This is a genomic window from Methylobacterium mesophilicum SR1.6/6 (genome assembly GCF_000364445.2).
GTDB lineage: Bacteria > Pseudomonadota > Alphaproteobacteria > Rhizobiales > Beijerinckiaceae > Methylobacterium > Methylobacterium mesophilicum_A.
On record NZ_CP043538.1, the window covers coordinates 4,262,914 to 4,287,923 of the forward strand.

Sequence of the window (25,010 nt, forward strand, 5' to 3'; positions counted from 1 at the left end):
CGCGGGCTCAGCGGCCCATCGCGTAGAACTCGGCGTTCGGCCGCAGATCCGCCACGCTGGCAAGCCGGTTGGAGAGGGCGAAGAGGGCGGTGATCGCCGCGATGTCCCAGATGTCGTCCGGGCTGAAGCCGTGCTCGGCGAGCGCAGCGTGGTCCGCCGCGCCGACCGCCTGGGAGGCCGTCGCGACCTTCACCGCGAAGGCCAGCATGGCGCGCTGGCGCGGGGTGATGTCGGCCTTGGCGTAATTGACCGCGACCTGATCGGCGATCAGCGGATTCTTGGCCCGGACCCGCAGGATCGCCCCATGGGCGACCACGCAGTAGAGGCACTGGTTGGCCGCGCTGGTGGCCACCACGATCATCTCGCGGTCGGCCTTGGTCAGGCCGCCGGGCCGGTCCATCAGCGCATCGTGATAGGCCATGAAGGCTCGAAACTCGTCCGGGCGGTGGGCCAGCGCCAGGAAGATGTTCGGCACGAAGCCCGCCTTCTCCTGCACCAGGGCGATCCGGGCCCGGAGATCCTCCGGCATGTCCGAGAGCTTCGGTACCGGGAAGCGGCTGATCGGGGCGTCCGCGCTCATGGTCATCCTCGGAATTCGCGCGCCTTGGTGAAACCAAGCGTTCACGATACGTACGGCAGCTTCGGGCCGTTCGTCGAGCCGTGGAGCACCATGTCCAGCGCCGTCCGCATCCTCGGCATCGATCCCGGGCTCCGCCGCACCGGTTGGGGCCTCATCACCGCGCAGGGGGTGAAGCTCACCTACGGCGATTGCGGTGTCGTCACGTCGGACGGCGACCTTCCGCTGGCCCTGAGGCTGCGCGAGCTGTTCGAGGGCATCAGCCGCATCGTCGAAGCCGTGCGGCCCGACGAGGTCGCCGTGGAGGAGACCTTCGTCAACAAGGACGCCCAGGCGACGCTCAAGCTCGGCCATGCCCGGGCCATGGCGCTGGTGGTCCCGGCGCTCGCCGGGCTGCCGGTGTTCGAGTACGCGGCGAACCTGATCAAGAAGACCGTCGCGGGCTCCGGCCACGCCGAGAAGGTCCAGATCCAGGCGATGGTGCGCTTCCTGCTGCCGAAGGCCGAGTTCCGCGTCGCCGATGCCGCCGACGCGCTGGCCATCGCGATCACCCATGCCAGCCACCGGGACGCACACGCGCTCCGTCGGGCGCATCTGTCGGGCGGCAAGCGCCGCAGCCTCACCGGCCAGGCGGCCGCCGGACAGGGTCTCGAAGGGAAGGGTTTCTCCGCCGCCGCAGCCGCGCGCATCGAGGCCGCGCTGGCCAAACAGAGTTGACGGGACCGGGAAGGACTTGGTGGGGGAAGTAGGACTCGAACCTACGAAGCTTACGCAGCGGATTTACAGTCCGCCCCCTTTGCCGCTCGGGACATTCCCCCAAGGCGGGTTTGTCACCCGCGGCGCCCTTATGGTGAGGGGTGGGCCGGGTGTCAACGCTTGTCGTGACCGGATCCATGATGCCGCGTGAAGCGGAGACGCGCGGCGCCGCCCGCGCCGTGTCCCGGCTCGCGCGCTGTTCCCGCTGGAGCGGAAGAACCGCGACACCCCGCACGGATGCACCGTGGGCTCGCCGCGGGACTCGCGGGCGTTACGGATCGACGGTTCCTGCCGGCGGCTCTGGGCTTCGTGCAGGCAGCCAAGACGCTCACCGCCGGCCAGCCACGGCCGGAGAGCGACGGCAGGCCGGAGACGCGACGCCTCGGCCAGACCGGGCCAGACTGACGCGCGCCTCGGGACGAAAACGCGAACGTTCCGCGACTCCGGGGATTCCCAAAAGAATCCCGATCGGTCACGGTGCGCACATGTTCCCCTGCGTCGCCGGCCATTGACCCGCCCCGCCCCGTCCCTGCGGTCGCACCAGCGCACGCTGATGGCGCTGGTCGATGCCATGGCCCGCGGGGAGGCGGTCCATATACGGAAGATCCTGGCCGCGGTGACGCCCGGCGGCGGCAAGTCGCTTCTGCCGGTGATCGCCGCGCACCGGCTCATCGCGGCCGGGCTGGTCGCGCGGGTGGTCTGGGTGGTGCCGCGGGACTCCCTGAGGCTGCAGGCCGAGGAGGCCTTCGCCGATCCGCTCTGGCGCGCCACCTTCGGGCATGCCCTCAGCGTGCGCGCGGCCGACAACGAACGCGATCCTGCCCGAGGCTTGGCCGGTTACGTCACCACCTATCAGGCAGTCGCCGCCGCCCCGGCGCTTCACCTCGCGGAGGCGCGGGCGCACCGCACGCTCTTGGTCGTCGACGAGGTCCACCACCTCCCGGTACCCGGGCGGCCGGGATCCGAGGAGGCGTCGCCGGAGGAGAGCGAAGCGGGGGCTTGGTCCCGGGCAATGCTGCCCCTGATGGAGGCGGCCGCGTTCCGCCTTTACCTCTCCGGCACGCTGGAACGGGCGGACGGGCGGCGCATCCTCGGACTGCCCTACCAGCCGGCCGCGCTGGGGCGCGGACCGGAACTCGATCTCGACGCCCCGGGCCTCGCGGTGATCGGCTACTCCCGGGCGCAGGCGCTCGCCGAGCGGGCGGTGCTGCCGGTCACGTTCGGAGCCATCGATGGCGAGGCGAGCTGGCTGGAAGGCGGGCGGATCGCCGGCGACAGCCCCCGGGTCGGGCCGCACAGACTCGGCGCCGGCTCGGTGCGGGTCACGACCCGGCCGGCCCTGTTCACGGCCCTGCGCACGGGCTTCGCCCGCGATCTCCTGAGCGAAGCCTTCCACGCCACGAAGCGCCTGCGCGCCCGGCGCCGTGCCGAGCGGGGCCTTCCGGCCGGCGAGACGGTGCGGGGTCTCGGCAAGCTCCTCGTCGTGGCGCCGGACCAAGCGAGCGCCCGCGCGTATCTCGCGACCCTGCGGAGCTGGATGCCGCCGGGACAGGGGGAGCGGGACGTGCGCCTCGCCACCTCCGGCCAGGGCGACGCCCACGCGGCCCTCGCCGCGTTCCGCCTCACGCCCGAACCGGCCATCCTCGTCACCGTGGCCATGGCGTACGAGGGGCTCGACGCCCCGGAGGTCGCGGTGGTCGCCGCGCTCACCCATATCCGCTCGCGCCCCTGGCTGGAGCAGATGCTGGCGCGGGCCACCCGGGTCGATCCCCACGCGGGGTCCTACGACGCGCAGCAGGCGCTGATCTTCCACCCCGATGACCCGCTCTTCGCCCGCTTTCGTCTCGAACTCGAGACCGAGCAGGGCAGCAGCGTGCGTCCGCCGCGCGAGCGGCCGGCGAGCGCCGTCGTGCCCGAGCGGACCCGCTGGCGCGACGACGAACCCGCCGGGATCACGCCCCTGGAGAGCAACGCGATCGGCCTTCGCTATGCCCTGCTGCGTCCGCGCCTCGCCGAACCGGCACCGGCCGCACCGGCGCCGGAACCCCCTTCGATCACCGAGCGGACCCTGCGGCAGAGGCTCGCCGCGACGGTGGCGGCACAGGCGGTCGAGGACGAAGCCTCCCTGCGCGTGCCGCGCGGCGGCAACCTAGCGCATCGCTACAACGCCGTCCTGAAGCGCGTCCTGGGCAAGGGCCGCGCGACGATGACGCTTCCCGAGCTCGAGGCGGCGCTCGCCTGGCTTGAACGAAACCGCCTGTCGGACCATCTCGACCGCCTCGACGGCGACGCCCGCTACGCCTGGTCGGCCCGCCAGCGCCGCGGCCGCTGGCAACCGGAACGCGCTGCCGGTCGCTGAAGCGAAACCGTGAGGAGCGTCCGATGACCGAGAGCTTGCCGGCGGAATTCGCCGCGACCCTGACGGGCGACGCGCCCCCCGCGGGGTGGCCGGCGCCGCTCGCGGCGCTCTGGTGGCTCGCCCGCGAACCGGGGGAGCCGGGCTCGGAAGGCTGGGAGCGGGCGCACGCCCTCGTCCGCCAGCGCCGCGGCCGCTGGCAACCGGAACGCGCTGCCGGTCGCTGAAGCGAAACCGTGAGGAGCGTCCGATGACCGAGAGCTTGCCGGCGGAATTCGCCGCGACCCTGACGGGCGACGCGCCCCCGCGGGGTGGCCGGCGCCGCTCGCGGCGCTCTGGTGGCTCGCCCGCGAACCGGGGGAGCCGGGCTCGGAAGGCTGGGAGCGGGCGCACGCCCTCGTCCAGGACGCGACCGGTCCCGAAGCCGCCTGGGTCCACGCCCATCTTCACCGGATCGAGGGCGATGCCGGCAACGCGCGCTACTGGTACGGCCGCGCCGGCCGCAGCGAAGCCCTGGGGCCGACGGCGGAGGAACGGACCGCCCTCATCGTCGCCCTCTTGGCCTAAGGTTAGGCCCGCGGGTCGCGAGGCATCGAGTTCGGTTTCTACCTTGGCAAGATCGGCACGCGCACTCGGCGAGGCATATTACTCATGGAATTGGTCTTGTAATCTGTTTTCGATCCCGGACTTCGTACGGATCGTACGATGATCCTGATCTGTATCGCCGAAACCACGTCATCAACTGATATTAACGTTTATCACCTGCGATGATTCTCCGCAGTTTTCGGTCATACGACGCGGCTTTTCCCACAGAAATTGTATTTTACCGCTTCCCTGTTCATTGAAAGCTGATTATGCGTGCGGATCTTGAGTCGACCAACAGGGCAGCCGACTGATCGCCGTGATGAGTGTGGGATGTTTAATCTGCGGCATCGGTTTCGCGGGCCTCTCACTGCGCTTCCCGGCGCGTGCGGCCGAGCTGGAACGCTGGTGCGGGATCTGCATCGTGCTTGGATTGTGCCTGCTCGGCGTGGCGCTTCATGGCGCCCGCGCCTAGCTGTGGCGGCCGGCACGGTCCATGACGGCACGCTGATTGGGTGATCGCAGAGACCTCCCGCCTCCTGAGGGCGCGGCGCAGCGGGCCTCGAAGGATGAGAGGATCAGGCTGGAGGCCCCATATCCGACCGTTCCGGTCTCGTGCCGTGTCCCCTGCGTGGATCAGCGGGGCCGGTGCCTGTCAGGCCCTTGTCGGGGCCGGCCCGAGAGCCCGGCTGCCGCAGGCGGAGCAGAAGCGCTCGAACGTGCTCTTGCGGTGATCGCAGGCGGGGCATCGCTCGAACAGGCCGATCCCGCAATGCGGGCAGAAATTCGCGTCCGGGCTCGCCATGTCGACGGGGCGCTCGCAGCCCGGGCAGACCTTCTTGGCAAGGCGGAGGAGGGCTTGATCCGTCGCGATCTCGGTGCGCCGCTCCTCGTCGGGCCGGGCTTCGGCCAGTCGCTGACGTTCCCGGTACCCGTGGAGGGCGTTGATCGCCGCGCGCCCGGCCACGAGCGTGGCCACCACGCCGACGCCGTAATGGACGTAACCGCCGTAGCTCGGCAGATACGGCACTAGCTCGACGAAGAAGGCGAACGCCGCCGCCAGCGCGAAGCCCCAGACGAACGGCCAGTTGCGCGTGTTCCGCCGCTTCAGCAGCAGCCAGCCGGCCAGGACCAGCAGCGGAAGGGTCAAGGCCAGCCGGTAGCCGAAGACCCGCAGCTCCTGTGTTCCCTCGGCGGCCAGGAGCTTCTGCTGGGCTTCGGCCCGCTGCTCGCTCGCCTCGGTCGTCAGCGCCGCCTCCTTCTGCGCGAAACCGAGATCCGTCTGGGCCAAGCCTTCCAGCTGCTCCTCGACGGTCCGCTCGGCGGCCTTCAGGGCGTCGAGCCGCTGCGTGCGGGCGATGAGATCGGGATCCTGATCGACGCGCTGGGTCGTATCCCGTGTCTTGAGCCAGTTGGCGAAGGTCTCGCGGGCGGCCGCGGAGGCTGAGCGGGCCGCCTCAAGGGCAAGTTGCGCCTGGTCCGACTGCTGCTGGTTGTCGCCGCGCGCGCGGCGGACCTGCTTCAAGGCCGCATCGGTGGCCTGCGCCTTCTCGGGGTCGAGGAACTGCTCGAGGGCGTAGCGGTGCTCGACCTCCGGCAGATCGCCGACGACCAGTGATCCGAGCCCGATCAGGAAGCCCGCGAACGCGAAGGCCACCAGCCACAGGATGAGGGTGAAGGTCCGTTCGGAGAGACTGACACCAGATCTCAAGGCTCGATCCTCGACGGTTCCGTGGGAGCGTGACGGCGCCCGAACTGCCGGTGGCAGGCCCCCGAGTCACCCGTCCAGCCCGACACGACCGTCGCGTCCCGCGCGGCCGCAGGATCGAATCAGGCCCCGGGAGGACGCCTCGAGCCTAGCAGGACGCGCCGAGACGCGCCTGTCTTCGTGAGCGGGAGCGGGGCAAGTCTCGCGAGACTTCCGCATCATCCGCTGGAACCCGGCCCGGCGTGATCAGCAACGCGTTCCCGGCCTCGAATAGACCTGCGCGTCGCGAGAGCAGTCGATGGTCGACGCGCGCGCATTCCGGACATCCCCGCCGCGGGCAAACGGAACGCCAAGCCGCATAACCTGTTGTCAGGCCGCCCAGTACGTAAGCTGGGTCACGAGAATTGGAGCGGAGCCATGAGCCTCCTCGGCAGCATCGTCGGCAAGATCCTCCATCCGTTCGGCGGCGGAACCGCGGACGCCGCACCCGCGCCCACGGCCGGCTCGGGCGGTCCGGCCACGTCGAGCACCCCCTCGACGCCCTCGGCGCCCGGCAGCTCCGGCGGCGGCGAGCCGGTGGATGTCGCGGCGGTTCTCACCAGCCTTGCCGAGAAGAACCCGCAGACGCTCGACTGGCGCCACTCGATCGTGGACCTGATGAAGCTGCTCGGCCTCGATTCCGGCCTCGCCTCGCGCAAGCAGCTCGCCGACGAGCTGCACTACACCGGCGACAAGGACGATTCGGCCAGCATGAACATCTGGCTGCACAAGCAGGTGATGCAGAAGCTCGCCGAGAACGGCGGCAAGGTGCCGGACGACCTGAAGCACTAGTCCTTGCGGCTGCGGGATCCGGCGCGCGGCGCCGGATCCCCGTTCAGCGCCCGGTCCGCACCCGCGTCCAGAGGCGGGTCACGAAGCGCTGGGTGCGGTCGTCCCAGGCCGTGTTGATGGACAGGCGCTGCATCGTCGCCTCGTCCGGGTAGATGCCGGGATTGCTCAGGATCTCGGGCTTCACGAACTTCTTGGCCGCGAGGTTGCCGCTGGCATAGGCCACGAAGTTGGTGTTGGCCGCCGCCACCTCGGGCCGCATCATGTAGTCGATGAAGGCGAGCGCCTCGGCCGGGTGGGCGGCATCCTTCGGGATCGCGAAGGTGTCGAACCACATCAGCGCGCCTTCCTTCGGCACCACGTAGGCGATGTCGATGCCGTTCTTGGCCTCCTCGGCCCGGCGCTTGGCCTGCATCACGTCGCCGGAATAGCCGACCGCCACGCAGATATCGCCGTTGGCCAAAGCCTGGATGTATTCCGACGAGTGGAACTTCCGCACGCTGCCGCGCACCTTGTAGAGGGCGTCGGTCACCAGGGTCAGGTCGTCCCAGCGCTTCGAATCCGCCTTGGCGCCGAAGGCGGGAAGCATGCTGGGGATCAGATCCTCGGGGCTGTCGAGCATCATGATCCCGCACTCCTTCAGCCTGTTCGCCGAGGCGGGATTGAGGACGAGGGTCCAGGAGTTCAGGGCCGCGCCGGCGCCCAGCCGCTCGCGGACGGCGGCGACGTTGTAGCCGATGCCGGTGGTGCCCCACATGTAATCGACCGCGTAGGTGTTCCCCGGATCGTAGGCGGCCAGCCGGCTGGTGACCTCCGACCAGAGGTTTCCGAGGTTCTTCAGCTTGGACTTGTCGAGGGGCAGGAAGGCGCCGGCCCGGATCAGCCGCTGCAGGTAGGGACCCGACGGGACGACGAGATCGTAGCCGGACCGGCCCGCGAGCAGCTTGGTCTCCAGGATCTCGTTGTTGTCGTAGGTGTCGTAGACGACCTTGATCCCGGTCTCGCGGGTGAAGGCTTCGAGCACCTTCGGATCGATGTAGTCCGACCAGTTGTAGATGTTGAGGATCCGCTCCTCGGCGGCCGGGGCCGGCCGCACGAGGGGGAGGGCCGCCAGGCAAGCCCCCGCGAGGGCAATCGCCGCGGCTGTCAGGACGGTGCGGCGCGGGCCGTTCACCGGCTCCTCGCCGCCACGACCACGATCTCGACCAGGTATTCGGGCGCGGCGAGCTTGGCCTCGACGGTGGCGCGCGCCGGCGGGTTCTCCGGCGAGACCCAGGCATCCCAGGCGGCGTTCATCTCCGCGAAGGTCGCGATGTCGGCGAGGTACACGGTGGCCGAGAGGATCCGCTCCTTGTCGCTGCCGGAGGCGGCGAGAAGCCGGTCGATCTCGGAGAGGATCTGCTGGGTCTGGATCGTCACGCCGGTGCCGACCGTGTCGGAGGCGACCTGCCCGGCGAGGTAGACCATGTCGCCGAAGGTGACGGCCTGCGACATCCGCTTGCCCGGCTCGATCCGCTTGATGTCCATACCCGTCTCCACCGTCTCAAGAACCGGCGTATCTGCCGCCGCACCGGCTTGGCGGTAAAGGGGCGCGCGCGCAACCACCCGGGGACCCCGAGGAAAATCGTCGTCGCGTGCCAGGGTGCGGGCAACCGTCGCGGGTCGTAAAGCGTTCTGCCGCCATCGACAGTCACGCCTTGGGGTTTGTCATGGGTATCCTCTGGACCATCATCATCGGGTTCCTCGCCGGCGTCATCGCCAAGTTCATCATGCCGGGCCCGAACGAGCCCGCCGGCTTCATCCTGACCACGATCCTCGGCATCGTCGGCGCCTTCGTGGCGACCTTCCTGGGCCAGGCCATCGGCTGGTACGGGCCGAACCAGGGCGCGGGCTTCATCGGCGCCATCGTGGGCGCGGTGGTCGTGCTGTTCATCTACGGCATGATCGCCGGCCGCCGCACCACCACCTACTGATTTCCTCCGGCAGGTCCGGAAACGACGAGGGGCGCCCCGCGGGGCGCCCCTTTTTTTCTGGGCCACGATCGGCCCTGAGGCTCAGAAATGCTCGGAGGCGGCCTTCACGGCGCAATGGCCGGTGGCGCCGCGCACCGCGAGGCCGACGCCGACCACGAGCGCCAGCAGGCTTAGGAGCTTGTTGGGACGGGGCTGCGCGGCCGCGGCGGCGATGCCGAGGCCCAGCGCCACCGAGAAGGCGCGCTCCGTCGTCGACAGGTTCGGCTGCCCGCTGAAGATATCGTGCATCATGTCGTTGGCCATGAGGGTCTCCGGTTGGGAAGTCGCGGGGGAACGCGGCATCGGGCGCCCCGTTCCCGGTCGGCGGCCAGCGCTGAGCCCATCCAGAGACGAAACAAAAAGGGCGCGGCCCCGGAGGACCGCGCCCGTCTGGAAAGCCGCGCCGGCCCCAGCCGGCGCGGGCGTTTCCCTGCTTACTCGCCCGCCTCGCGGCGGCGCTCGCCGCGGTGGCGGCCGCCCTCGCCGCGGGGCTCACGCGGCTCGTCACCGCGCTCCGCCCGCTCGGCGTCGCGCTGCGCCTTGATCTTGTCGGTGATGTCCTCGCCGGTCTGCTGGTCGACGACCTTCATGGACAGGCGGATCTTGCCGCGGTCGTCCTGGCCGAGGAACTTGACCTTGACCTTGTCGCCTTCCTTGACGACGTCCGTCACCTTGGCGACCCGGTTCGCGGCCAGTTCCGAGATGTGGACGAGGCCGTCCTTGGCGCCGAAGAAGTTCACGAAGGCGCCGAACTCCATGCACTTCACGATCGTGCCGTCGTAGATCACGCCGGGCTCCGGCTCCGCCACGATCGAGCGGATCCAGTTGTAGGCCGCCTTGATGGCCTTCCCGTCCGAGGAGGCGATCTTCACGACGCCCGTATCCTCGATGTTGATCTTGGCGCCGGTCTTCTCGACGATCTCGCGGATCACCTTGCCGCCGGTGCCGATCACGTCGCGGATCTTGTCCGTCGGGATCTGCATCGTCTCGATGCGCGGCGCGTACTCACCGAGTTCGGGGCGGGCGGCCGTCAGGGCCTTCGCCATCTCGGCGAGGATGTGGGCGCGGCCGTCCTTCGCCTGGGCGAGGGCGATCTTCATGATCTCCTCGGTGATGCCGGCGATCTTGATGTCCATCTGGAGCGAGGTCACGCCCTCGTCCGTGCCGGCCACCTTGAAGTCCATGTCGCCGAGGTGATCCTCGTCGCCCAGGATGTCGGACAGAACCGCGAAGCGCTCACCCTCGAGGATGAGGCCCATGGCGATGCCAGCCACCGGACGGCGCAGCGGCACGCCGGCATCCATCAGCGACAGGGAGCCGCCGCAGACCGAGGCCATCGAGGACGAGCCGTTGGACTCCGTGATCTCCGACACGACGCGGATCGTGTAGGGGAACTCGTGGGCCGGCGGCAGGACCGGGCGGATCGCCCGCCACGCGAGCTTGCCGTGGCCGATCTCGCGGCGGCCCGGCGAGCCCATCCGGCCGGTCTCGCCGACGCTATAGGGAGGGAAGTTGTAGTGGAGGAGGAAGCGCTCCTTGTAGGTGCCTTCCAGCGCGTCGATGAACTGCTCGTCCTCGCCGGTGCCGAGCGTCGCCACGACCAGCGCCTGGGTCTCGCCGCGGGTGAACAGGGCCGAGCCGTGGGCGCGGGGCAGCACGCCGACCTCGGAGAGGATCGAGCGGACCGTCTTCACGTCGCGGCCGTCGATGCGGGCGCCGCTGTCGAGGATGTTCCAGCGGACCACCTTCGACTGGGCCTCCTTGAAGGCGGCCTTGACCTTCTCGGCCGGGAATTTTTCCGCGCCCTCGGGGCAGAGGGCGGCCATCACCTTCGCCTTCACGGCGTCGACGGCGGCGTAGCGCTCCTGCTTGACGGTCTTGGTGTAGGCGGCGCGGAGCTCCGCCTCGCAGACCTCCAGGACGGCCTTCTCGACGTCGGCGTTCTCGGGGGCCTTGAAGTCGCGCGGCTCCTTGGCGGCCTTCTCGGCCAGGCGGATGATCGCCTCGATCACCGGCTGGAAGTGCTTGTGGCCGAACATCACGGCGCCGAGCATCACGTCCTCGGAGAGCTCCTTGGCCTCCGACTCGACCATCAGCACCGCGTCCTGCGTGCCGGCGACGACGAGGTCGAGGCTGGACTCTTCCTTGGTCTCGGTGACCAGCGGGTTCAGCCGGTAGCCGCCGTTGATGTAGCCGACGCGGGCACCGCCGATCGGGCCCATGAATGGCACGCCCGACAGGGTCAGCGCCGCGGAGGCCGCGACCATCGCGACGATGTCGGGATCGTTCTCGAGGTCGTGGGTCAGCACGGTGACGACGACCTGGGTGTCGTTGCGCCAGCCCTCGACGAAGAGCGGGCGGATCGGGCGGTCGATGAGGCGGGAGACCAGGGTCTCCTTCTCGGAGGGACGGCCCTCGCGCTTGAAGTAGCCGCCCGGGATGCGGCCGGCCGCGTAGGCGCGCTCCTGGTAGTTCACGGTGAGCGGCATGAAGTCGATGCCGGGCTTCGGCTCCTTCGTGGCGACCACGGTGGCGAGCACCGAGGTCTCACCGTAGGTGGCGACCACGGCGCCGTCGGCCTGACGGGCGACCTTGCCGGTCTCAAGGACGAGCTTGCGGTCGCCCCACATCAGCTCTTCGCGTTGAACGTCGAACATTCTTGATCTCTTCCTTGCCTGCGGCGGGCCCAAGCCCGGCGCCGCCGGGGGCAAGACGGCGAGACACTTCGCTGCGGAAAGTGTCTCGCGATCCTGCCCCGATGCCGACGCCTCGAAGCGGCCCGCTTGTCGGGAGGCCGGACCCATTCCGGCAGCCCGTGATGGTGAAACGCGGCCCCGGGCCGGGCCCGGAACCGCGCGAACCCGCCTTACCGGCGGATGCCGAGACGCTCGATGAGGGCGCGGTAGCGGGCCTCGTCCTTGCGCTTGACGTAGTCGAGCAGCGAGCGGCGCTGCGAGACCAGCTTCAGGAGGCCGCGCCGGGAATGGTTGTCCTTGGCGTGAGTCTTGAAGTGACCGGTCAGGTTGGTGATCCGCTCGGTGAGGATCGCCACTTGGACTTCCGGGGAGCCGGTGTCCTTGGCGTCCTTGCGGTGTTCCTTGATGAGCGCGGTCTTGCGCTCTGCCGTGATCGACATCGCGTGCCTTTCGGGTTGTGCTGGTCGGATGCGGCGCCCCGAAACGGGCGCGCGCGGGCTCGGCGTTCGGCCGGTGCCGGGATGTCGTCCAGCACGGTCACAGCGCCAAGCGGCTCAAGCCCCGCCCGGAAACCCGGGTCGAGGCCGCGCGATCCATACACGAAACCGGGGGATATGCCAGCCCCGGGGTGGGGGCGGTTGAGCGGCTTCGCGGCACGTCCTGTGCGGGGTCCCGGATCAGGTTCCGCTTCCGCTCCACCTGTCCGGGAAGAGGCCGGTGCAGGATGAACCGGCGCCTTTTCCCGGACGCCTGGAACGCGGTGGAAGGCGATCCGGGACCCAGCACAAGAACGAGCCGCATGGCGGCACTGCCCCAACGTCTCGTCCGCGGCGGCCCCGGGAAATCGGTTAACGCCCCCGTGATAGGCCGACACCGCGCGCGAAACCCGGCCCGGCGATGAACGGCACCCTCTCGGATGCGTGCGGTGTCGTCCTCGCGACGCTGCTCGGCGTTCCCCTCGTCCTCCTGCCGGGCTACGCCCTGGGCAACCTGACCGGAATCCTCGGCTTCCGGGCGCTGGAGCCCGGGCCGCGGGCCTTGAGCGCGGCCCTCCTCGGCATCGGCCTGCTGCCGGCCCTCGACAGCCTGATCGTCCAGGCCGGCGGCGTCCCGCTGGCCCTCCTGGCGAATGGCGCGCTCGGGCTCGCGGCCCTGCGCCCGGCACTCGGCGACCTGCGCGGCCCGATCGACCGCCCGGCCGTCGCGCTCGGCGGCCTCTGGCTCGTGATCGTCGCCTACGCGCTGATCGAAATCGACACGGGCTCGGCCCTCTACCAGCCGATCACCGTCATCGACCTCGTCAAGCACGCCGCCCTGACCCGTGCGATCGCCGACGGCGGGCTGCCGCCGGTGGACCCGTTCGTCGCCCGCCCGGAGCGGGCCGGCTATTACTACTTCTTCTACACGCTCACCGCCCTGGTCGACTGGGCCGGCGGGCGGTTCGTCGACGGACGGACCGCCTTCGCGGGGATGACGTTCTGGACGGGCCTCGCCCTTTTCGGCCTGCTGGACCGGCTGCTCGCGGCGACGGGCCTCGTCCGCGACGCGGCGCCCCGGCTCGTGCGCCGGTCCCTCTGGATCGTCCTGCCGGCCGGCGGCCTCGACATCCTGCTGGTCGTCGCCGACAGGGCCCAGTCCGGTTCCTGGCTCCCGATCCCGGAATGGCTGAACGAGCAGGTCGTCAACTGGCCGACCTCCCTGGTCTGGGTCCCGCATCACGTCGCCGCCGCGCTGGCCGGTTGGCTGGGCCTCCTGGTCCTGGCCGAGGTCGCCGACCGGGCGCAGCCCGGACGGCGCGCGGAGGCTGCCGCGGTCGCCGTGGCGGGGACCGCCTTCGCGGCCTGCGCGGGTCTGTCGGTCTGGGTCTGCCTCGGCACCGCGGCTGCGGCCGCGATCTGGCTGGCGCTGCTCGGCTTCGAGCGCCGCTGGCGCGCGGCGGCCCGGCTGTGTGCCGCCGGCCTGCTCAGCGCCGTCCTGGCCACGCCTTACCTGCTCAGCCTCATGGGCAGCCGGGCCGGATCGGCCGCCCCGATCCTGTTCGGTATCAGGCCCTTCGGTCCCATCGAGGGAATCGCCGACGAGCCTGTCCAGAGCATCCTCCGCCTGATCCTCCTGCCGGCCAATTACGCCTTCGCGCTGGGCGCGCTCGCGGCCGGAACGCTCCTGTTCTGGCAGATCACCCCACGCGGCGCGGCGCATGCGCGCGAGGCGGGACGGCTCCTGACCATATGCGCCGCCGCATCCCTGCTGCTCGGCGGGTTTCTGCGCTCGGCCATCCTCTACAACGACCTCGGCTGGCGCGTGGTGCTCCTCGCTCAGGTCTCGGCGGTGGTCTGGACCGCGGCCGCCCTGGCCCGCAGCGCTGCCGGACCGCGGCTGACGATGCCGAGAGCGTTCGCGGCGTTGCTGCTCCTCGGATATGCGACGACGCTCTACGGCTTCGTCGAGATGCGGGCCTATCCCGCCGCCGGACGGGCGGATTTCGCCTTCCTCAACGGCCGCCCCGACATCGACCGGGACCTGCGCGCGGCCTATGCCTGGGCCGGCACGCACCTGCCCGCGGACATGGTGCTGCAGGCCTCGCCGCGCCCGCCGCGGGTCTTCGCGTTCGGCCTCTACGGGCACCAGCCGGTGGCGGTGGCCGACCGGAAGGCGCAGCTGTTCGGCGCGGATCCGGAGCTGGTCGCCGCGCGCGTCGCGGCGCTCGGGCCGATCTTCGGCGCCGGCCTGACCGCCGCCGAGGTGCGCCGCTTGGCTGCCGCCTCCGGTGTCGGCGCGCTCGTCGTGACGGCGCGGGACGAGGTTTGGGCCGACCCGGATTCATGGCTCCGGCGGGCGCGTCCGAGTTATGCGGGTCCGCTCGTCCGGATCCTGCGCGTGGAGGATATCCATGACTGAGCCTGCCCCCTCGCGCGCGGGTTCCGCCCTGCGCTGGCTCGGCGCGCAGACGCTGCTGCACGCGGGGGCGCTCGCCCTCGGTCTCGGCTGCTTCGTGCTGCTGTTCCAGACGGAACTCTGGTCCGGCGTGACGATCCTGTTCTACCGCGGCCTGATCCTCATGGTGGTCGCCTTCCTGATCACCCTCGCGGCGCTCACGGCGCTGGCAGGCCTCGGCCGCGCCTGGGGCCTGCGCCGCCGCGATGCCCTCGGGGCCTGCGTCCTGTCGCTGTCGCTCAACCTGAGCGCGTTCGTGATCCTGCCCGTGACGGTCGATCGCTCCATCAGCACCTTCCTGCTCGGCCAGATGGCGGCGCATCCCGACGACAGCTACAACGCCGCGCGGGCGCGGGCGGTGTTCGAGACCGTCTATCTCGGCACGTTCCGGCAGATCGAGCGGCGGCTCGCCGAGCAGCACGCGTCCGGCAACATCGCGCCCGCGGAGGACGGCTACGTCATCACCCCGCAGGGCCGGGCCTTCATCCGATTCGCCGGCCTCGTCGCCAGGGCCTTCAGGACTGACACGCGGATGATCGATGGCGGCGCCTCCGACGGATCGGCCTCCGCGCGATCGGCGGAGATCGTCCGCGACGCGGGTCCGGGTGGCGGATCCGAGAGCGGGTTGCGGCGATGATCCGTCCGCGCGTCCGGGCATGGAACGTGCCCTGACGCAGTGCTGGGATCCTGAGGCGCGAGGGATGGGAACGATGGCGGAGTCGGCGGTGACCACTGGGACCGGTGAGGCCGCGCGGCCCGGCCGGGACCTCGCCCGCAGCCTCACGGCCCCCGGCCTCGTGGCCATCGGGCTCGGCGCCACGATCGGCGCCGGCATCTTCGTGCTCACCGGGACGGCGGCGGCCCAATATGCCGGCCCCGCCCTCAGCCTCTCCTTCGTGATCGGCGGGATCGCCTGCGGCCTCGTCGGCCTGTGCTACGCCGAGCTGGCGGCGATGATCCCGGAGGCGGGCTCCACCTACACCTACACCCGCGCGAGCCTGGGCCGGTTCCCAGCCTGGATCATCGGCTGGGACCTCGTCCTCGAATTCGCCATGGCGGCCGCGACGGTGGCGGTCGGCTGGTCCGGCTACGCGCAGTCACTGGTTGCGGAGTTCGGCCTGCGGCTGCCGGCGGCGCTGGCCGGCGCGCCTGGCGACGGCGGCCTCGTGAACCTGCCGGCGGTGGGCATCGTCCTGGCCCTGACTCTCCTGCTGACGCGCGCCACCCAGGAAGCCGCGCTCATCAACGGGCTGCTCGTCGCCTGCAAGGTGGCCATCATCGTGGCCTTCCTGGGTGTCGGCGCGGCGCATCTCCGGCCGGAACTCTGGCATCCTTTCGTGCCGGACAATGCCGGATCCTTCGGTGCCTACGGATGGAGCGGCGTGGTCCGCGGGGCCGCGGTGGTGTTCTTCGCCTTCGTAGGCTTCGAGACCGTCGCGACGGCCGCGGGCGAGTGCCGGGCGCCGCAGCGCGACGCGCCGGTGGGGCTCATCGGCTCGCTGCTGATCACCACGGTGCTGTACGTGGCGATGGCGGCGGTGCTCACCGGCCTCATCCCCTACCGCGACCTCGACGTCGCCGATCCTGTCGCCAAGGCGGTCGACGCGATCGGGCTGCCGGGCTTCGCGACGGTGATCAAGGCCGGCGCCCTCATCGGCCTGACGACCTCGGCGCTGACCGCCCTCTACGGCCAGGGGCGCATCTTCTTCGCCATGGCGCGTGACGGGCTCCTTCCGCGCGTCTTCTGCCGGGTCCATCCGGTGACGCGCGCTCCGGTGGCGAGCCAACTGGTGATCGGCGTGTTCACCGCGGTGGTGGCCGGGCTCGTGCCTATCGACATCCTCGGCGAGATCGTCAGCATCGGCACGCTGCTCGCCTTCAGCCTCGTCTGCGCCACGGTGCTGATTCTCCGGCGGACGGATCCGGACCGCACGCGGCCGTTCCGGGTGCCGGCGGCGCCGCTCACGGCCGGTCTCGGGATTTTCTCCTGCGGGATGCTGATGGCCTCGTTGCCGGCCGATACCTGGATCCGCCTGGGCGTCTGGTTGGCGATCGGTCTCGCCATCTACGCCGGCTACGGCCGGCGCCACGCCCGGCTCAGCTGATCAGGTTGATCGTCGCCTGCGTGAGGGTGCTGAGCGCGTTCGAGGCGTTCAGGCTCAGCTCGTAGTTCCGGACCACCCGCTGCAGGTCCGCCGATTCCGTCGTGGCGTTCACGTTCGGCAGCCTGACGTAGCCCCTGAGGTCGGCCGCGACGTTCGCGGGTTCGTAGCGTCTGCGGAAGTCGCTCGTGTCGCGCACGATCCGGCCGACCGGGTCGCGGGGATCGTCGGGCACCACGGGCGCGAACACCGCGATCTTGCGGGCATAGGGTGAACCGCCGGGTGTCGTGGCGACCGACTCGGCGTTGGCGAGGTTCTCGGAGATCGTGCGGATCCGCCCGCTCTGCACCTGCCGGCCGGCGGCCAGCACGTCGGAGGCCGAATGGAGGGCGCTGGTATCCGGCATGGGGATTCGGTCGGCGATCGAGGAGCCTGACCGCAAGCTTACCAAACAGCCTTAACCGCCGGTTAAGCCGCCTTGCCGGAAAGGCTCACCGCCTCTCGGAGATCCCGACCGTCGGTCAGCCGCAGGCCCCTGCGCCGCAGGGCCGCCAGCATGGCCCGGTCGGGGAAGGGGCAGTAGGGCAGCACCGCCTCCGACCGGCCCTCCGGCAGGGCACCGGCCGCCGCGACCGCGTCGAGCAGGTGGTCGAGCATCCCGCGCCCGTGGGCGTGCAGGGCCACGGAGGCCCGGGTCGCGGTGGTGGCGGCCGGCAGCGGCACCGCCTCCTGGGCGAGGATCGCGCCCGTGTCGATGGTGGCAGCCAGCCGGTGCAGGGTCATGCCGAAGCTGCCCGGCCCCTCCGCCAGGGCGTGGATCGTCGGCACCGGGCCGCGGTGGCGCGGCAGCAGGCCGGGATGCCCGTTGATGCCGCCGAGCCGAGCGAGACCGATGGTCTCGGCCTTGAGGATCTGGTCGAAATGGTAGGTCAGGATCAGGTCCGGCGCCGCCTCCCGCAGGCGCTGCGCGACCTCGGGGCCGTTGACGTCGTCCACCGTCAGGGTCGGGATGGCGAGGCGGCGGCACAGGGTCTTGAGGGGCGTCGCCTCCGGCGCGTCCGTGCTGCCGGACGCCGCCTGCGTGAGCGGCGCGAGCGGGCGCAGCAGGTCCGGCAGGCCGAAATTCACCGCGAGATAGGGGAGGATCCCGGGTCCGGAGCGCGCGAGGTGCCGCCGGACCTGCCCGGTCAGGCCCCCGCTCGACGGCCGCTCGGCGTTCGAGAGCCCGACCAGGGCGATGTCGGCCCGGTGGTCGGCCACGAACCGGCGCACCACGCGGGCGTTCGGCAGGGCCTCCAGGACGAACAGCGCGATCCGGGCGCGGGGCATCAGCGCCGCTTCCGCCTCTGGAACCGGAACGCGTAGAGGCCGGCCTTGCGGACGCTTTCCGGCAGCAGCAGCACGGTGCGGGCCAGCGCCGTGAGGATGTAGGGGAACGCGATCACGTCGCGGTTGGCCGCGATGCCCTTGGCGATGCGCACGGCCGCTTCCTCGGCGCTGATCTCCAGAGGGCGCCAGCCCTTGAGCTCGCCGCCCATCGGCGTCTTCACGTAGCCTGGCGTCACGACGTTGACCTTCACGCCCCGGGGCCCGACCTTCTGGCGCAGGGCGAGGCCGTGGGCGACGAGCGCCGCCTTGGCGCCGCTATAGGCCGGTGCATCCTGGAGGGGCGCATAGGCGGCGAGCGACGACAGCAGGACGATCTGGCCGTGCCCGCGCTGGAGCATCAGCGTCAGGACCGGCAGCATCACGTTGAGCGAGCCGGTGTAGTTGATGTCGGCGGTCTCGAAGGCCACGTCCTCGGCCTCGACCTGCCCGTCCTGGTTACCGCCGTTGACCGCCGCGTTGGCGATCACGAGGTCGAGGGGCGCGGCCGCATCCGACGCCCGGACCAGCGCCACCGTGGCGTCCCGGTCCCGCGTGTCGAGGCGGGCGGTCTCGACGGCGGCGCCCTTGGCGCGGCAGTCGCGGGCGACAGTCTCCAGACGGTCGGGGTTGCGGCCGACGAGGATGAGGCTCGTGCCGGTCTGCGCGTAGTGGCGCGCCAACGCGGCGCCGATGCCACTCGACGCGCCGGTGATCAGAATGCGGGGCATGCGGCGGGTGCTACGCCGCCGGGCGTGGAAAGATCAAGGTCGGGAGCGGTCGCCGACGGCGAAAGCCGTTTCAAACGCTTCCGAACGGCCCGGCGGGCGTGGCGTCAGTAGACGGGGGCCAGTTCGCCGTCCCTGTCTGCCACCTCGCGGATCGCCCGCGCCGCCGCCAGCATCGAATCGGGCAGGGCCGATTCCATGCGCGGCACCGAGCCCGCCACGGCGCGGTCGATGGCCTCCTTGGAGAAGAAGCCGCCGTTCACCTGGGTCCGGTGCAGCACGACCCGGCGGAAATCCGCCATCAGGTCCATGTCGGGCGGCGTCGGGTTCTTCCAGAAGCCGTCGAGGTCGCCCTGATGGGTCAGGCCCGCCATGTTGTAGATCGCGGTGCCGACCGCGTGGGTCGGGCGGCCCATCTCCAGCGACAGCATCCCCACCGTCGAGTTGACGATGACAACGCCGCGGGCGCCCTTGATCAGGGCCGGCAGGTCGCCGCCGTCGATGAAGTCGAGCCGGTCGCTGACGCCGTGGCGCCGGGCCGAGGCGCGCGCGAACTTGCGCCAGTTGATCAGGCCGCTGTCGAGCGGGTGCAGCTTCACCAGCAGGCGGGTCGGCGCCGAGGAGGCGTCCGCGAAGGACTTGATCACCCGGTCCATGAAGCCCTCGACACCGAGGAACGGCGAGTGGACCCGGATCTGGTAGTCGCTGTCGAGCTGGAGCGGCAGCAGGAAGTAGTCGCACCCGACCGCCCGGTAGATCTCGTCGCAGCGCGCCGCCTCGCGGCGGGTATGGGCGCGCCGGGCGAACTTCTTGATCCAGCCGGCATACTCGGCCGCGATGTGGGTCGGCCGGTGGCTGCGGAAATGCGGGAAGAGGTAGGGGAACAGGACGTTGGCGAGGTTGTAGCCGACATCCCAGACGCTGCGGCGGGCCATGTCGCCCGTGGAGGGCATCGCCCGGCCGGGCTGCGGCAGGCGGCGGGCCAGGGCGCGCACCGCGTCGGCCGTGCGCGGCAGGGCCGAGAAGCCGTTCACGCCGCCCAGTTCGCAGGTGATCCAGTTCGGGCGGATATAGCCCTCCTCGAACACGTGCACCCGCAGGCCGCGGTACTCTGCGATCATGCGCGCGGCCTTGTGGAACGGCCGGCAATCGCCGAACAGCACGATGTCGGTGACGCCCTCGCGGGTGAGGTAGGATTCGAGATACGCGCCCCAGGCCTCGCGGCGGCCGCGGTAATTGTCCGCCTCGCCGTTCCAGAACAGCCAGTCGCCGGGACACAGGTTGATGCGCCGGACCTGATGGCCCCGCGCGCGCAGCGCCTTCCCGAGATCGGAGAAGAATGGCGTGGCGATGCCCTGCAGGAACAGGAAGGTCGCCGGGCGGTCGCGGAGGACGTCGAGGGCGGGCTGTTGCATTCCGCGGCGCTTCTGTCCTTAACCTGTGGCCGGCCGAACCGGGCCCACGACACCATGAGGTGCCATGCTGCCCGGCGGCCCCGCAATCGAGCCGAGGCGTCGCCAAGGCTTTTCCGCGCCGGCGTGTCCCGTGTGCAACGGTCACGCGCTGTGCGGCTTCGCCACGGATTGAGCCGGCAATCGCGGCGACGATATGTCCAAATCCTTTCCAGTCCGTGGCGAGGGCGGCAGGCGTGGACTTGTCCCCGCGTTGCCCAGCCATCCCACGCGCGCAAAAATGCGCTACAGGCGGGCCCGACCCGGCGCCATCCGCCGCACAAACACCGCCCGACCGGAGCTGGACCCGCAGACCATGTCCGCTGACTCGACCCCGTCGCTGTTCGCGACCGGCCGCACGATCCGCCGCCTGCGGGCGGAGATCGAGGCCGCGACGGGCCTTGCCTTCGGGTCGGCGCGGCCCGGGGCGATCGCGGTGATCTGGGCACGAAGTCGTCTGCCAGGGCGCCTGCTGACCCTCGCCGGATGCCGCCGCCTCACGGTCGCGCCGGGGCCGCTCCTCAGTCCCTACGACAATCCGGACACCGGTTTCGCATCCCTGCGGATCAGCCTCGACGGCGCGCCCGTCGGCGGGGAGGGCGGCATCCACTACCTCGATCCCTGGACGCGGGCGCCGGTCGATCGCGCCGCCTGCGCCGAGCATGTGGCGTGGCTCGCCGCGCGCTTCGCCGAGAACGACCGGCGCGTGGTCTATGTCGGGATGTCGCGCTGGAAGCGGCCCGCCCTCGACGTGCTCGGGGCCGGCCCGGCCGGGCGGCCGGTCCACACCATGACCACGGAGGCGGCGGTCGCCGCGGGGCAGCGCCATCGCGGCCGCGTCCTCGCCTGGGCGACCCGGGCGCCGGGGCAGCTGGAAGAGGCCTGCGCGACGGCCGGGCTGCCACTCGCCCGGGTGGAGGACGGGTTCCTGCGCTCCGTGGGCCTCGGCGCGAGCCTCCAGCCCGGCGCCTCCATCGTGGTGGACGATCTCGGCATCTACTACGACCCGCGGCGGGAGAGTCGCCTGCAGCGGCTGCTGGCCGAGGCGGATTTCACCCCGGACCTCGTCGCCCGGGCGCGGCGCCTGCGCGAGGAGGTCGTGGCGCGCCGTCTCAGCAAGTACAATGTCGGCCTCGACGCCACGGCGCTGGACTGGCCCGCGGGACGCAGGATCGTGCTGGTGCCGGGACAGGTGGAGGACGACGCCTCGGTGCGCTACGGCTCCCCCCTGGTCCGCTCGAACCGGGCCCTGCTGGAGGCCGCGCGACGGCGCAACCCGGACGCCTTCCTGCTCTACAAGCCGCATCCCGACGTGGAGGCGGGATTCCGTCCGGGCGTCATTCCGGAGGACGAGGCGCTGCGACTCGCCGACCGGATCGTGGCCGGCCTCAGCATCGTCGACCTGCTGGACCGGGTGCACCACGTCGAGACCATGACGTCGCTCGCAGGCTTCGAGGCGCTGATCCGCGGGCTCACCGTGGCGACGCACGGCCGTCCGTTCTACGCGGGCTGGGGCCTGTCGGAGGACCTCGCGCCGGGGGCCGATCGCGGCCGCCGGCTGAGCCTCGACGAGCTGGTGGCGGGCGCCATGATCCTCTACGCGCGCTACCTCGATCCGGTGGCGATGAAGCCGTGCAGCCCGGAGCAGCTCCTCGACCGCCTCACTGCGGCCCGGGAGGCGGCCCCGCGCAGCGCGCTCTCGATCAATCCGGTCGCCCACCTCGTGATGCGCGCGCGCTACGGGCTCCTGACCCCCCTCGTGCGGGCCCTGCGCAGCCGCCGCGGGGTCGGCCGCGACGCCGGCGGCCCCCGGTAGAGCCGATGCCGCGCCGCAAAATCGCGGCGTGCGCGACCCTGATGTGACACCAAAGGGATGGGGCGGGCTGCTAGAGTCGGCCGTCAGCAGAAAGCAAGCGGGCCGCGCCCGACCATTCCGGATCAGGAACGGCCGACAAGCCCTTGCTCCCGCGCGCTGTTTCCCGCCGGGCTGTATCCCGGCGGCGAGCAGGGCCGCCCCCAACGTCGAGTGCTCGAGTCGTGACGACGTTCCTCACCGCCACCGTCCTCGCGCTCAGCGTCTGCCTTGCCCTTGAGGTGTTCGCGGGCGACTCGATCACCCGGGCGAGCCTCGCGCCGCGGGATCTCGCCCTGCGGCTCCTCGGCTACCTGCTGATCCTGCTGTTCTGGTTCGAATTCTCCTGGCGGCCCTGGCTCGCCGGCCTGACCTGCGTGATCACGGTCGCGGCGCTGATCGTCGTCAGCCGCGCCAAGCGCTCGGTGATCGGCGAGCCCCTGCTGTTCAGCGACTTCGCCCTGCTGCCGCAGGTTCCGCGGCATCCGCAGCTCTACTACATCCCGCCGCTCTGGGACCCGCGGATCTCGGTCCCAACGCTCCTGACGCTCGGCGCGACGATCCTCTGGTACCGCACCGAGCCGAGCGTCCTCCCGGCGGCCCCGCTCGCGCGGGTCGCGGCCCTGCTAGGCCTGCCCCTCGGGCTCGGGCTGGTCGTCTGGGCAGCACCGCGTCCCCCGCTCGCCCGGCTGGTCGCCCGCTGGTTCCCGGCCCCCGACCTGGAGGCCGACGTGGCCCGGGCCGGCCTGCCGGCGAGTCTGCTGGGCTACACCGCCCGGGCGCTGGCGCGGAGCGAGCCGGTGCCCGAGCCGCCAGCCCTGCCACCGGGCAGGGGCGACGACGTGGTGGTGGTGATCCAGCTCGAATCGTTCATCGATCCGGAGCGCCTGGGCGGAGCGCCGCTGCCGGCGATGGAGGTGTTCCGGACCAGATCCGCGCAGTACGGACGCTTGCGGGTCCCGGCCCACGGCGCCTACACGATGCGCAGCGAGCACGCGGTCCTCACCGGCCGCCCCCCCGACACCCTCGGCTTCGGCCGGTACGACCCCTACACGTCGCGCAGCGGCGACGAGCCGACGAGCCTGGCCCGGCTCGCCCGCGGGCGCGGCTACGAGACCTTGTTCCTCCACCCGTTCCACCGGGACTTCTTCCGTCGGGCACAGGTGATGGAGGCCTTCGGCTTCAGCGACCTCGTCATGGGTGAGGCTTTCGGGGGCGTGCCGCGGGTCGGCCCCTATGTCGGCGACGTCGCCCTCGGCGAGCGCCTTCTGACGGAGGTTGGGGCCCGGCGCAGGCCGCTGTTCCTGTTCTGCGTCACGATGGAGAACCACGGCCCGTGGAAGCCGGGACGGCTGCCCGGCCTCGATGACCCGCAGGCGCAGTATCTCCATCACGTCGCCAATACGGGCCGGATGGTCGAGAACCTCGTGGCCGGGCTCGACGCCCTGGCCCGGGAGCGCGGCGAGGCCATCACCCTCTGCGTGTTCGGCGACCACGCGCCCTCGCTGCCGGCCTGCAAGCCGGGCTTCGGGGACCGGACCACCGACTACGCGCTGTTCCGCTTCGGCCGGCCTCCGACGGCCCCGCGCCGGGTCGACATCGCAGCGGACGCGCTCGGCCGGACGCTGCGCGGCGCCCTGGCCGCCCACCCTGCGGACATCGCCGCCGGGACATGATATGGTTAAGCTTGGGCGGCATAAGCGTGGCGGTGCCACGCTGGTGACGCATTACCGGCCGATAGCGTGGCTGTCCGCGACGGGGCCGCGGCTTCGAAGCGGCCGTTAAAGTGATCGCAGCGTTTGGCGGTCAAGGTGGATGTCCCGGGTCGGGCCAGCGATGGCGCGGCGTCGGCGTGGAGAAGTCTCAGTAATGCTGCGTAAGTCGGCGTGCACTGCCTTGATGACCGCTCTGGCGGCGGGATCGATCGGCGGATGCAATTACCTGCCCGCGGCGGGACCGACGGCGAGCATGATCCAGGCCGGCGCCGAGGTGGCGACGGCGGATGGCGGGCTCCTGGCGCGCTACGAGATCATCGACGTCACCCCCAGCGTCGTCGAGGCCCTGCGCGGCCGGCCGCTGGACAGCCTGCTCGCCTCCTTCGGCGACCACCGCCCGTCCTCCGAGCCGGTGATCGGCATCGGCGACATGGTCTCCGTCTCCGTCTGGGAAGCCGGCTCCGGCGGCCTGTTCTCCGGACCGCTGGTCGCCGACCGCTTCTCCGCCGGCTCGAAGTCCGCGCTCATCCCCGAGCAGCCGGTCGGGCGCGACGGCGCCATCTCGGTGCCCTATGCCGGCCGCATCAAGGTCGCCGGCCGCCGCACCCAGGACGTGCAGGCGCTCATCGAGAACGAGCTCGCCGGCAAGGCCATCCAGCCGCAGGTGCTGGTCTCGGTCACCCGCCCGATCAGCCAGGCGGTCACCGTCACCGGCGAGGGCGCGGCCGGCGCCCGCCTGCCGCTGTCGGGCCACGGCGACCGCATCCTCGACGTCATCGCCTCCGCGGGCGGCAACCGCGCGCCGGTCAACGAGACCTTCGTGCGGCTCTCGCGCGGGCCGGTCACCGCCACGGTGCCGCTGACCACGGTGGTGTCGAACCCGCGTGAGAACATCTACCTGCGGCCCAACGACGTGCTGACCCTGGTGCGCGACCCGCAGACCTTCATCGCGGTGGGCGCGCTGGGCAACAGCACCGAGCTGCCGTTCCAGGCCGACGGGATCACCCTGGCGCAGGCGCTGGCCAAGGCGCGCGGGCTGTCGGACTTCGCCGCCGACCCGGCGGGCACGTTCATCTTCCGGTTCGAGCCGGCCAGCGTGGTGCGCCGGCTGAACCCGGGCTCGAAGCTCCTGGGCACGCCGCTGGTGCCGGTGGTCTACCGGATCGACATGCGCGACCCCAACAGCCTGTTCGTCAGCCAGGCGTTCCGGATGCGCAACCGCGACCTCGTCTACGTGTCGAACGCGCCGTTCACCGAGGTGTCGAAGGTGCTCGCCGCCTTCAGCGGCATCACCGGCCCGGTCGCCTCTGCGGCCACCGCCTACGCCTACGCGAAATAACGGCGGGAC

23 protein-coding genes and 1 tRNA gene are annotated in these 25,010 nt (G+C 71.2%); 12 read left to right on the forward strand and 12 right to left on the reverse strand.

What is annotated here, in order from left to right; translation table 11 throughout:
- Positions 1-7: 7 nt before the first annotated feature.
- The gene (locus MMSR116_RS20420) at positions 8-580 is read right to left on the reverse strand and encodes a peroxidase-related enzyme (protein WP_432419875.1); all 573 of its coding nucleotides are present in this window, start codon (positions 578-580) and stop codon (positions 8-10) included.
- Between the two features lie 90 nt (positions 581-670).
- Here MMSR116_RS20420 and ruvC point away from each other — a divergent pair, with 90 nt between their 5' ends.
- Entirely contained in the window at positions 671-1,294 is a 624-nt protein-coding gene (ruvC, locus tag MMSR116_RS20425; RefSeq protein ID WP_039893887.1) for a crossover junction endodeoxyribonuclease RuvC, read from the forward strand.
- Between the two features lie 17 nt (positions 1,295-1,311).
- Here ruvC and MMSR116_RS20430 read toward each other — a convergent pair.
- A tRNA-Tyr gene (locus MMSR116_RS20430) sits at positions 1,312-1,395 on the reverse strand.
- A 175-nt stretch (positions 1,396-1,570) separates the two neighbouring features.
- Here MMSR116_RS20430 and MMSR116_RS20435 point away from each other — a divergent pair.
- The 3 genes from MMSR116_RS20435 to MMSR116_RS20445 all read left to right on the forward strand — a co-directional run bounded on the left by MMSR116_RS20435 (position 1,571) and on the right by MMSR116_RS20445 (position 3,916).
- Positions 1,571-1,738, forward strand: a complete 168-nt coding sequence (locus tag MMSR116_RS20435) for a hypothetical protein (RefSeq protein ID WP_158169071.1) — start codon at positions 1,571-1,573, stop codon at positions 1,736-1,738.
- A gap of 103 nt (positions 1,739-1,841) precedes the next feature.
- Positions 1,842-3,692 (forward strand): DEAD/DEAH box helicase, encoded by a 1,851-nt coding sequence (locus tag MMSR116_RS20440; RefSeq protein ID WP_083920269.1) that lies wholly within the window; start codon positions 1,842-1,844, stop codon positions 3,690-3,692.
- A gap of 23 nt (positions 3,693-3,715) precedes the next feature.
- A complete protein-coding gene (locus tag MMSR116_RS20445) occupies positions 3,716-3,916 on the forward strand; it encodes a hypothetical protein (protein ID WP_158169072.1) in 201 nt (66 codons plus the stop codon).
- 1,010 nt (positions 3,917-4,926) lie between these two features.
- Here MMSR116_RS20445 and MMSR116_RS20450 read toward each other — a convergent pair.
- Complete coding sequence (locus MMSR116_RS20450; RefSeq protein ID WP_010685298.1) at positions 4,927-5,982, reverse strand: double zinc ribbon domain-containing protein; 1,056 nt, start codon at positions 5,980-5,982, stop codon at positions 4,927-4,929.
- 414 nt (positions 5,983-6,396) lie between these two features.
- On the opposite strand from MMSR116_RS20450, the gene MMSR116_RS20455 reads away from it, so the two are divergent.
- Complete coding sequence (locus tag MMSR116_RS20455) at positions 6,397-6,810, forward strand: DUF3597 domain-containing protein (protein ID WP_010685299.1); 414 nt, start codon at positions 6,397-6,399, stop codon at positions 6,808-6,810.
- A gap of 43 nt (positions 6,811-6,853) precedes the next feature.
- Here MMSR116_RS20455 and MMSR116_RS20460 read toward each other — a convergent pair whose 3' ends face one another.
- Complete coding sequence (locus tag MMSR116_RS20460) at positions 6,854-7,981, reverse strand: polyamine ABC transporter substrate-binding protein (RefSeq protein ID WP_191991830.1); 1,128 nt, start codon at positions 7,979-7,981, stop codon at positions 6,854-6,856.
- The gene (locus MMSR116_RS20465; RefSeq protein ID WP_010685301.1) at positions 7,978-8,334 is read right to left on the reverse strand and encodes a RidA family protein; all 357 of its coding nucleotides are present in this window, start codon (positions 8,332-8,334) and stop codon (positions 7,978-7,980) included. The genes MMSR116_RS20460 and MMSR116_RS20465 overlap by 4 nt, the downstream gene beginning before the upstream one ends.
- Before the next feature lie 182 nt (positions 8,335-8,516).
- Between MMSR116_RS20465 and MMSR116_RS20470 the strand changes: the two genes are divergently transcribed.
- Positions 8,517-8,780, forward strand: coding sequence for a GlsB/YeaQ/YmgE family stress response membrane protein (locus MMSR116_RS20470; protein ID WP_010685302.1), 264 nt, complete (start codon positions 8,517-8,519; stop codon positions 8,778-8,780).
- An 81-nt stretch (positions 8,781-8,861) separates the two neighbouring features.
- On the opposite strand, the gene MMSR116_RS20475 is transcribed toward MMSR116_RS20470, so the two are convergent.
- The 3 genes from MMSR116_RS20475 to rpsO form a co-directional block, all read right to left on the reverse strand.
- A complete protein-coding gene (locus MMSR116_RS20475; RefSeq protein WP_010685303.1) occupies positions 8,862-9,083 on the reverse strand; it encodes a YgaP-like transmembrane domain in 222 nt (73 codons plus the stop codon).
- A 170-nt stretch (positions 9,084-9,253) separates the two neighbouring features.
- Positions 9,254-11,476, reverse strand: a complete 2,223-nt coding sequence (gene pnp, locus MMSR116_RS20480) for a polyribonucleotide nucleotidyltransferase (RefSeq protein WP_010685304.1) — start codon at positions 11,474-11,476, stop codon at positions 9,254-9,256.
- Positions 11,477-11,685: 209 nt separating this feature from the next.
- Entirely contained in the window at positions 11,686-11,955 is a 270-nt protein-coding gene (rpsO, locus tag MMSR116_RS20485) for a 30S ribosomal protein S15 (RefSeq protein ID WP_010685305.1), read from the reverse strand.
- 457 nt (positions 11,956-12,412) lie between these two features.
- On the opposite strand from rpsO, the gene MMSR116_RS20490 reads away from it, so the two are divergent.
- From MMSR116_RS20490 to MMSR116_RS20500, 3 genes are all read left to right on the forward strand, one after another.
- Complete coding sequence (locus tag MMSR116_RS20490; protein WP_010685306.1) at positions 12,413-14,413, forward strand: hypothetical protein; 2,001 nt, start codon at positions 12,413-12,415, stop codon at positions 14,411-14,413.
- Positions 14,406-15,086 carry a hypothetical protein gene (locus MMSR116_RS20495; RefSeq protein ID WP_010685307.1) on the forward strand — a complete coding sequence of 227 codons (681 nt, stop codon included), beginning with the start codon at positions 14,406-14,408 and terminating at the stop codon, positions 15,084-15,086. The genes MMSR116_RS20490 and MMSR116_RS20495 overlap by 8 nt, the downstream gene beginning before the upstream one ends.
- Before the next feature lie 73 nt (positions 15,087-15,159).
- Entirely contained in the window at positions 15,160-16,554 is a 1,395-nt protein-coding gene (locus MMSR116_RS20500) for an amino acid permease (protein WP_010685308.1), read from the forward strand.
- On the opposite strand, the gene MMSR116_RS20505 is transcribed toward MMSR116_RS20500, so the two are convergent.
- The 4 genes from MMSR116_RS20505 to MMSR116_RS20520 form a co-directional block, all read right to left on the reverse strand.
- Positions 16,547-16,957, reverse strand: a complete 411-nt coding sequence (locus MMSR116_RS20505) for a flagellar basal body rod protein FlgC (protein ID WP_010685309.1) — start codon at positions 16,955-16,957, stop codon at positions 16,547-16,549. The genes MMSR116_RS20500 and MMSR116_RS20505 overlap by 8 nt on opposite strands.
- Before the next feature lie 62 nt (positions 16,958-17,019).
- Positions 17,020-17,880 (reverse strand): formyltransferase family protein, encoded by an 861-nt coding sequence (locus tag MMSR116_RS20510; RefSeq protein WP_010685310.1) that lies wholly within the window; start codon positions 17,878-17,880, stop codon positions 17,020-17,022.
- Positions 17,880-18,647 carry an SDR family NAD(P)-dependent oxidoreductase gene (locus MMSR116_RS20515; protein WP_010685311.1) on the reverse strand — a complete coding sequence of 256 codons (768 nt, stop codon included), beginning with the start codon at positions 18,645-18,647 and terminating at the stop codon, positions 17,880-17,882. Before MMSR116_RS20515 ends, MMSR116_RS20510 begins: the two co-directional genes overlap by 1 nt.
- 104 nt (positions 18,648-18,751) lie before the next feature.
- Positions 18,752-20,059 carry a capsule biosynthesis protein gene (locus MMSR116_RS20520; RefSeq protein WP_010685312.1) on the reverse strand — a complete coding sequence of 436 codons (1,308 nt, stop codon included), beginning with the start codon at positions 20,057-20,059 and terminating at the stop codon, positions 18,752-18,754.
- 352 nt (positions 20,060-20,411) lie between these two features.
- On the opposite strand from MMSR116_RS20520, the gene MMSR116_RS20525 reads away from it, so the two are divergent.
- From MMSR116_RS20525 to MMSR116_RS20535, 3 genes are all read left to right on the forward strand, one after another.
- Positions 20,412-21,911 (forward strand): capsule polysaccharide biosynthesis protein, encoded by a 1,500-nt coding sequence (locus MMSR116_RS20525; RefSeq protein ID WP_010685313.1) that lies wholly within the window; start codon positions 20,412-20,414, stop codon positions 21,909-21,911.
- A 221-nt stretch (positions 21,912-22,132) separates the two neighbouring features.
- Entirely contained in the window at positions 22,133-23,623 is a 1,491-nt protein-coding gene (locus tag MMSR116_RS20530) for an LTA synthase family protein (RefSeq protein ID WP_010685314.1), read from the forward strand.
- A gap of 193 nt (positions 23,624-23,816) precedes the next feature.
- Positions 23,817-25,001 (forward strand): polysaccharide biosynthesis/export family protein, encoded by a 1,185-nt coding sequence (locus MMSR116_RS20535; RefSeq protein WP_051072246.1) that lies wholly within the window; start codon positions 23,817-23,819, stop codon positions 24,999-25,001.
- Positions 25,002-25,010: the final 9 nt, after the last annotated feature.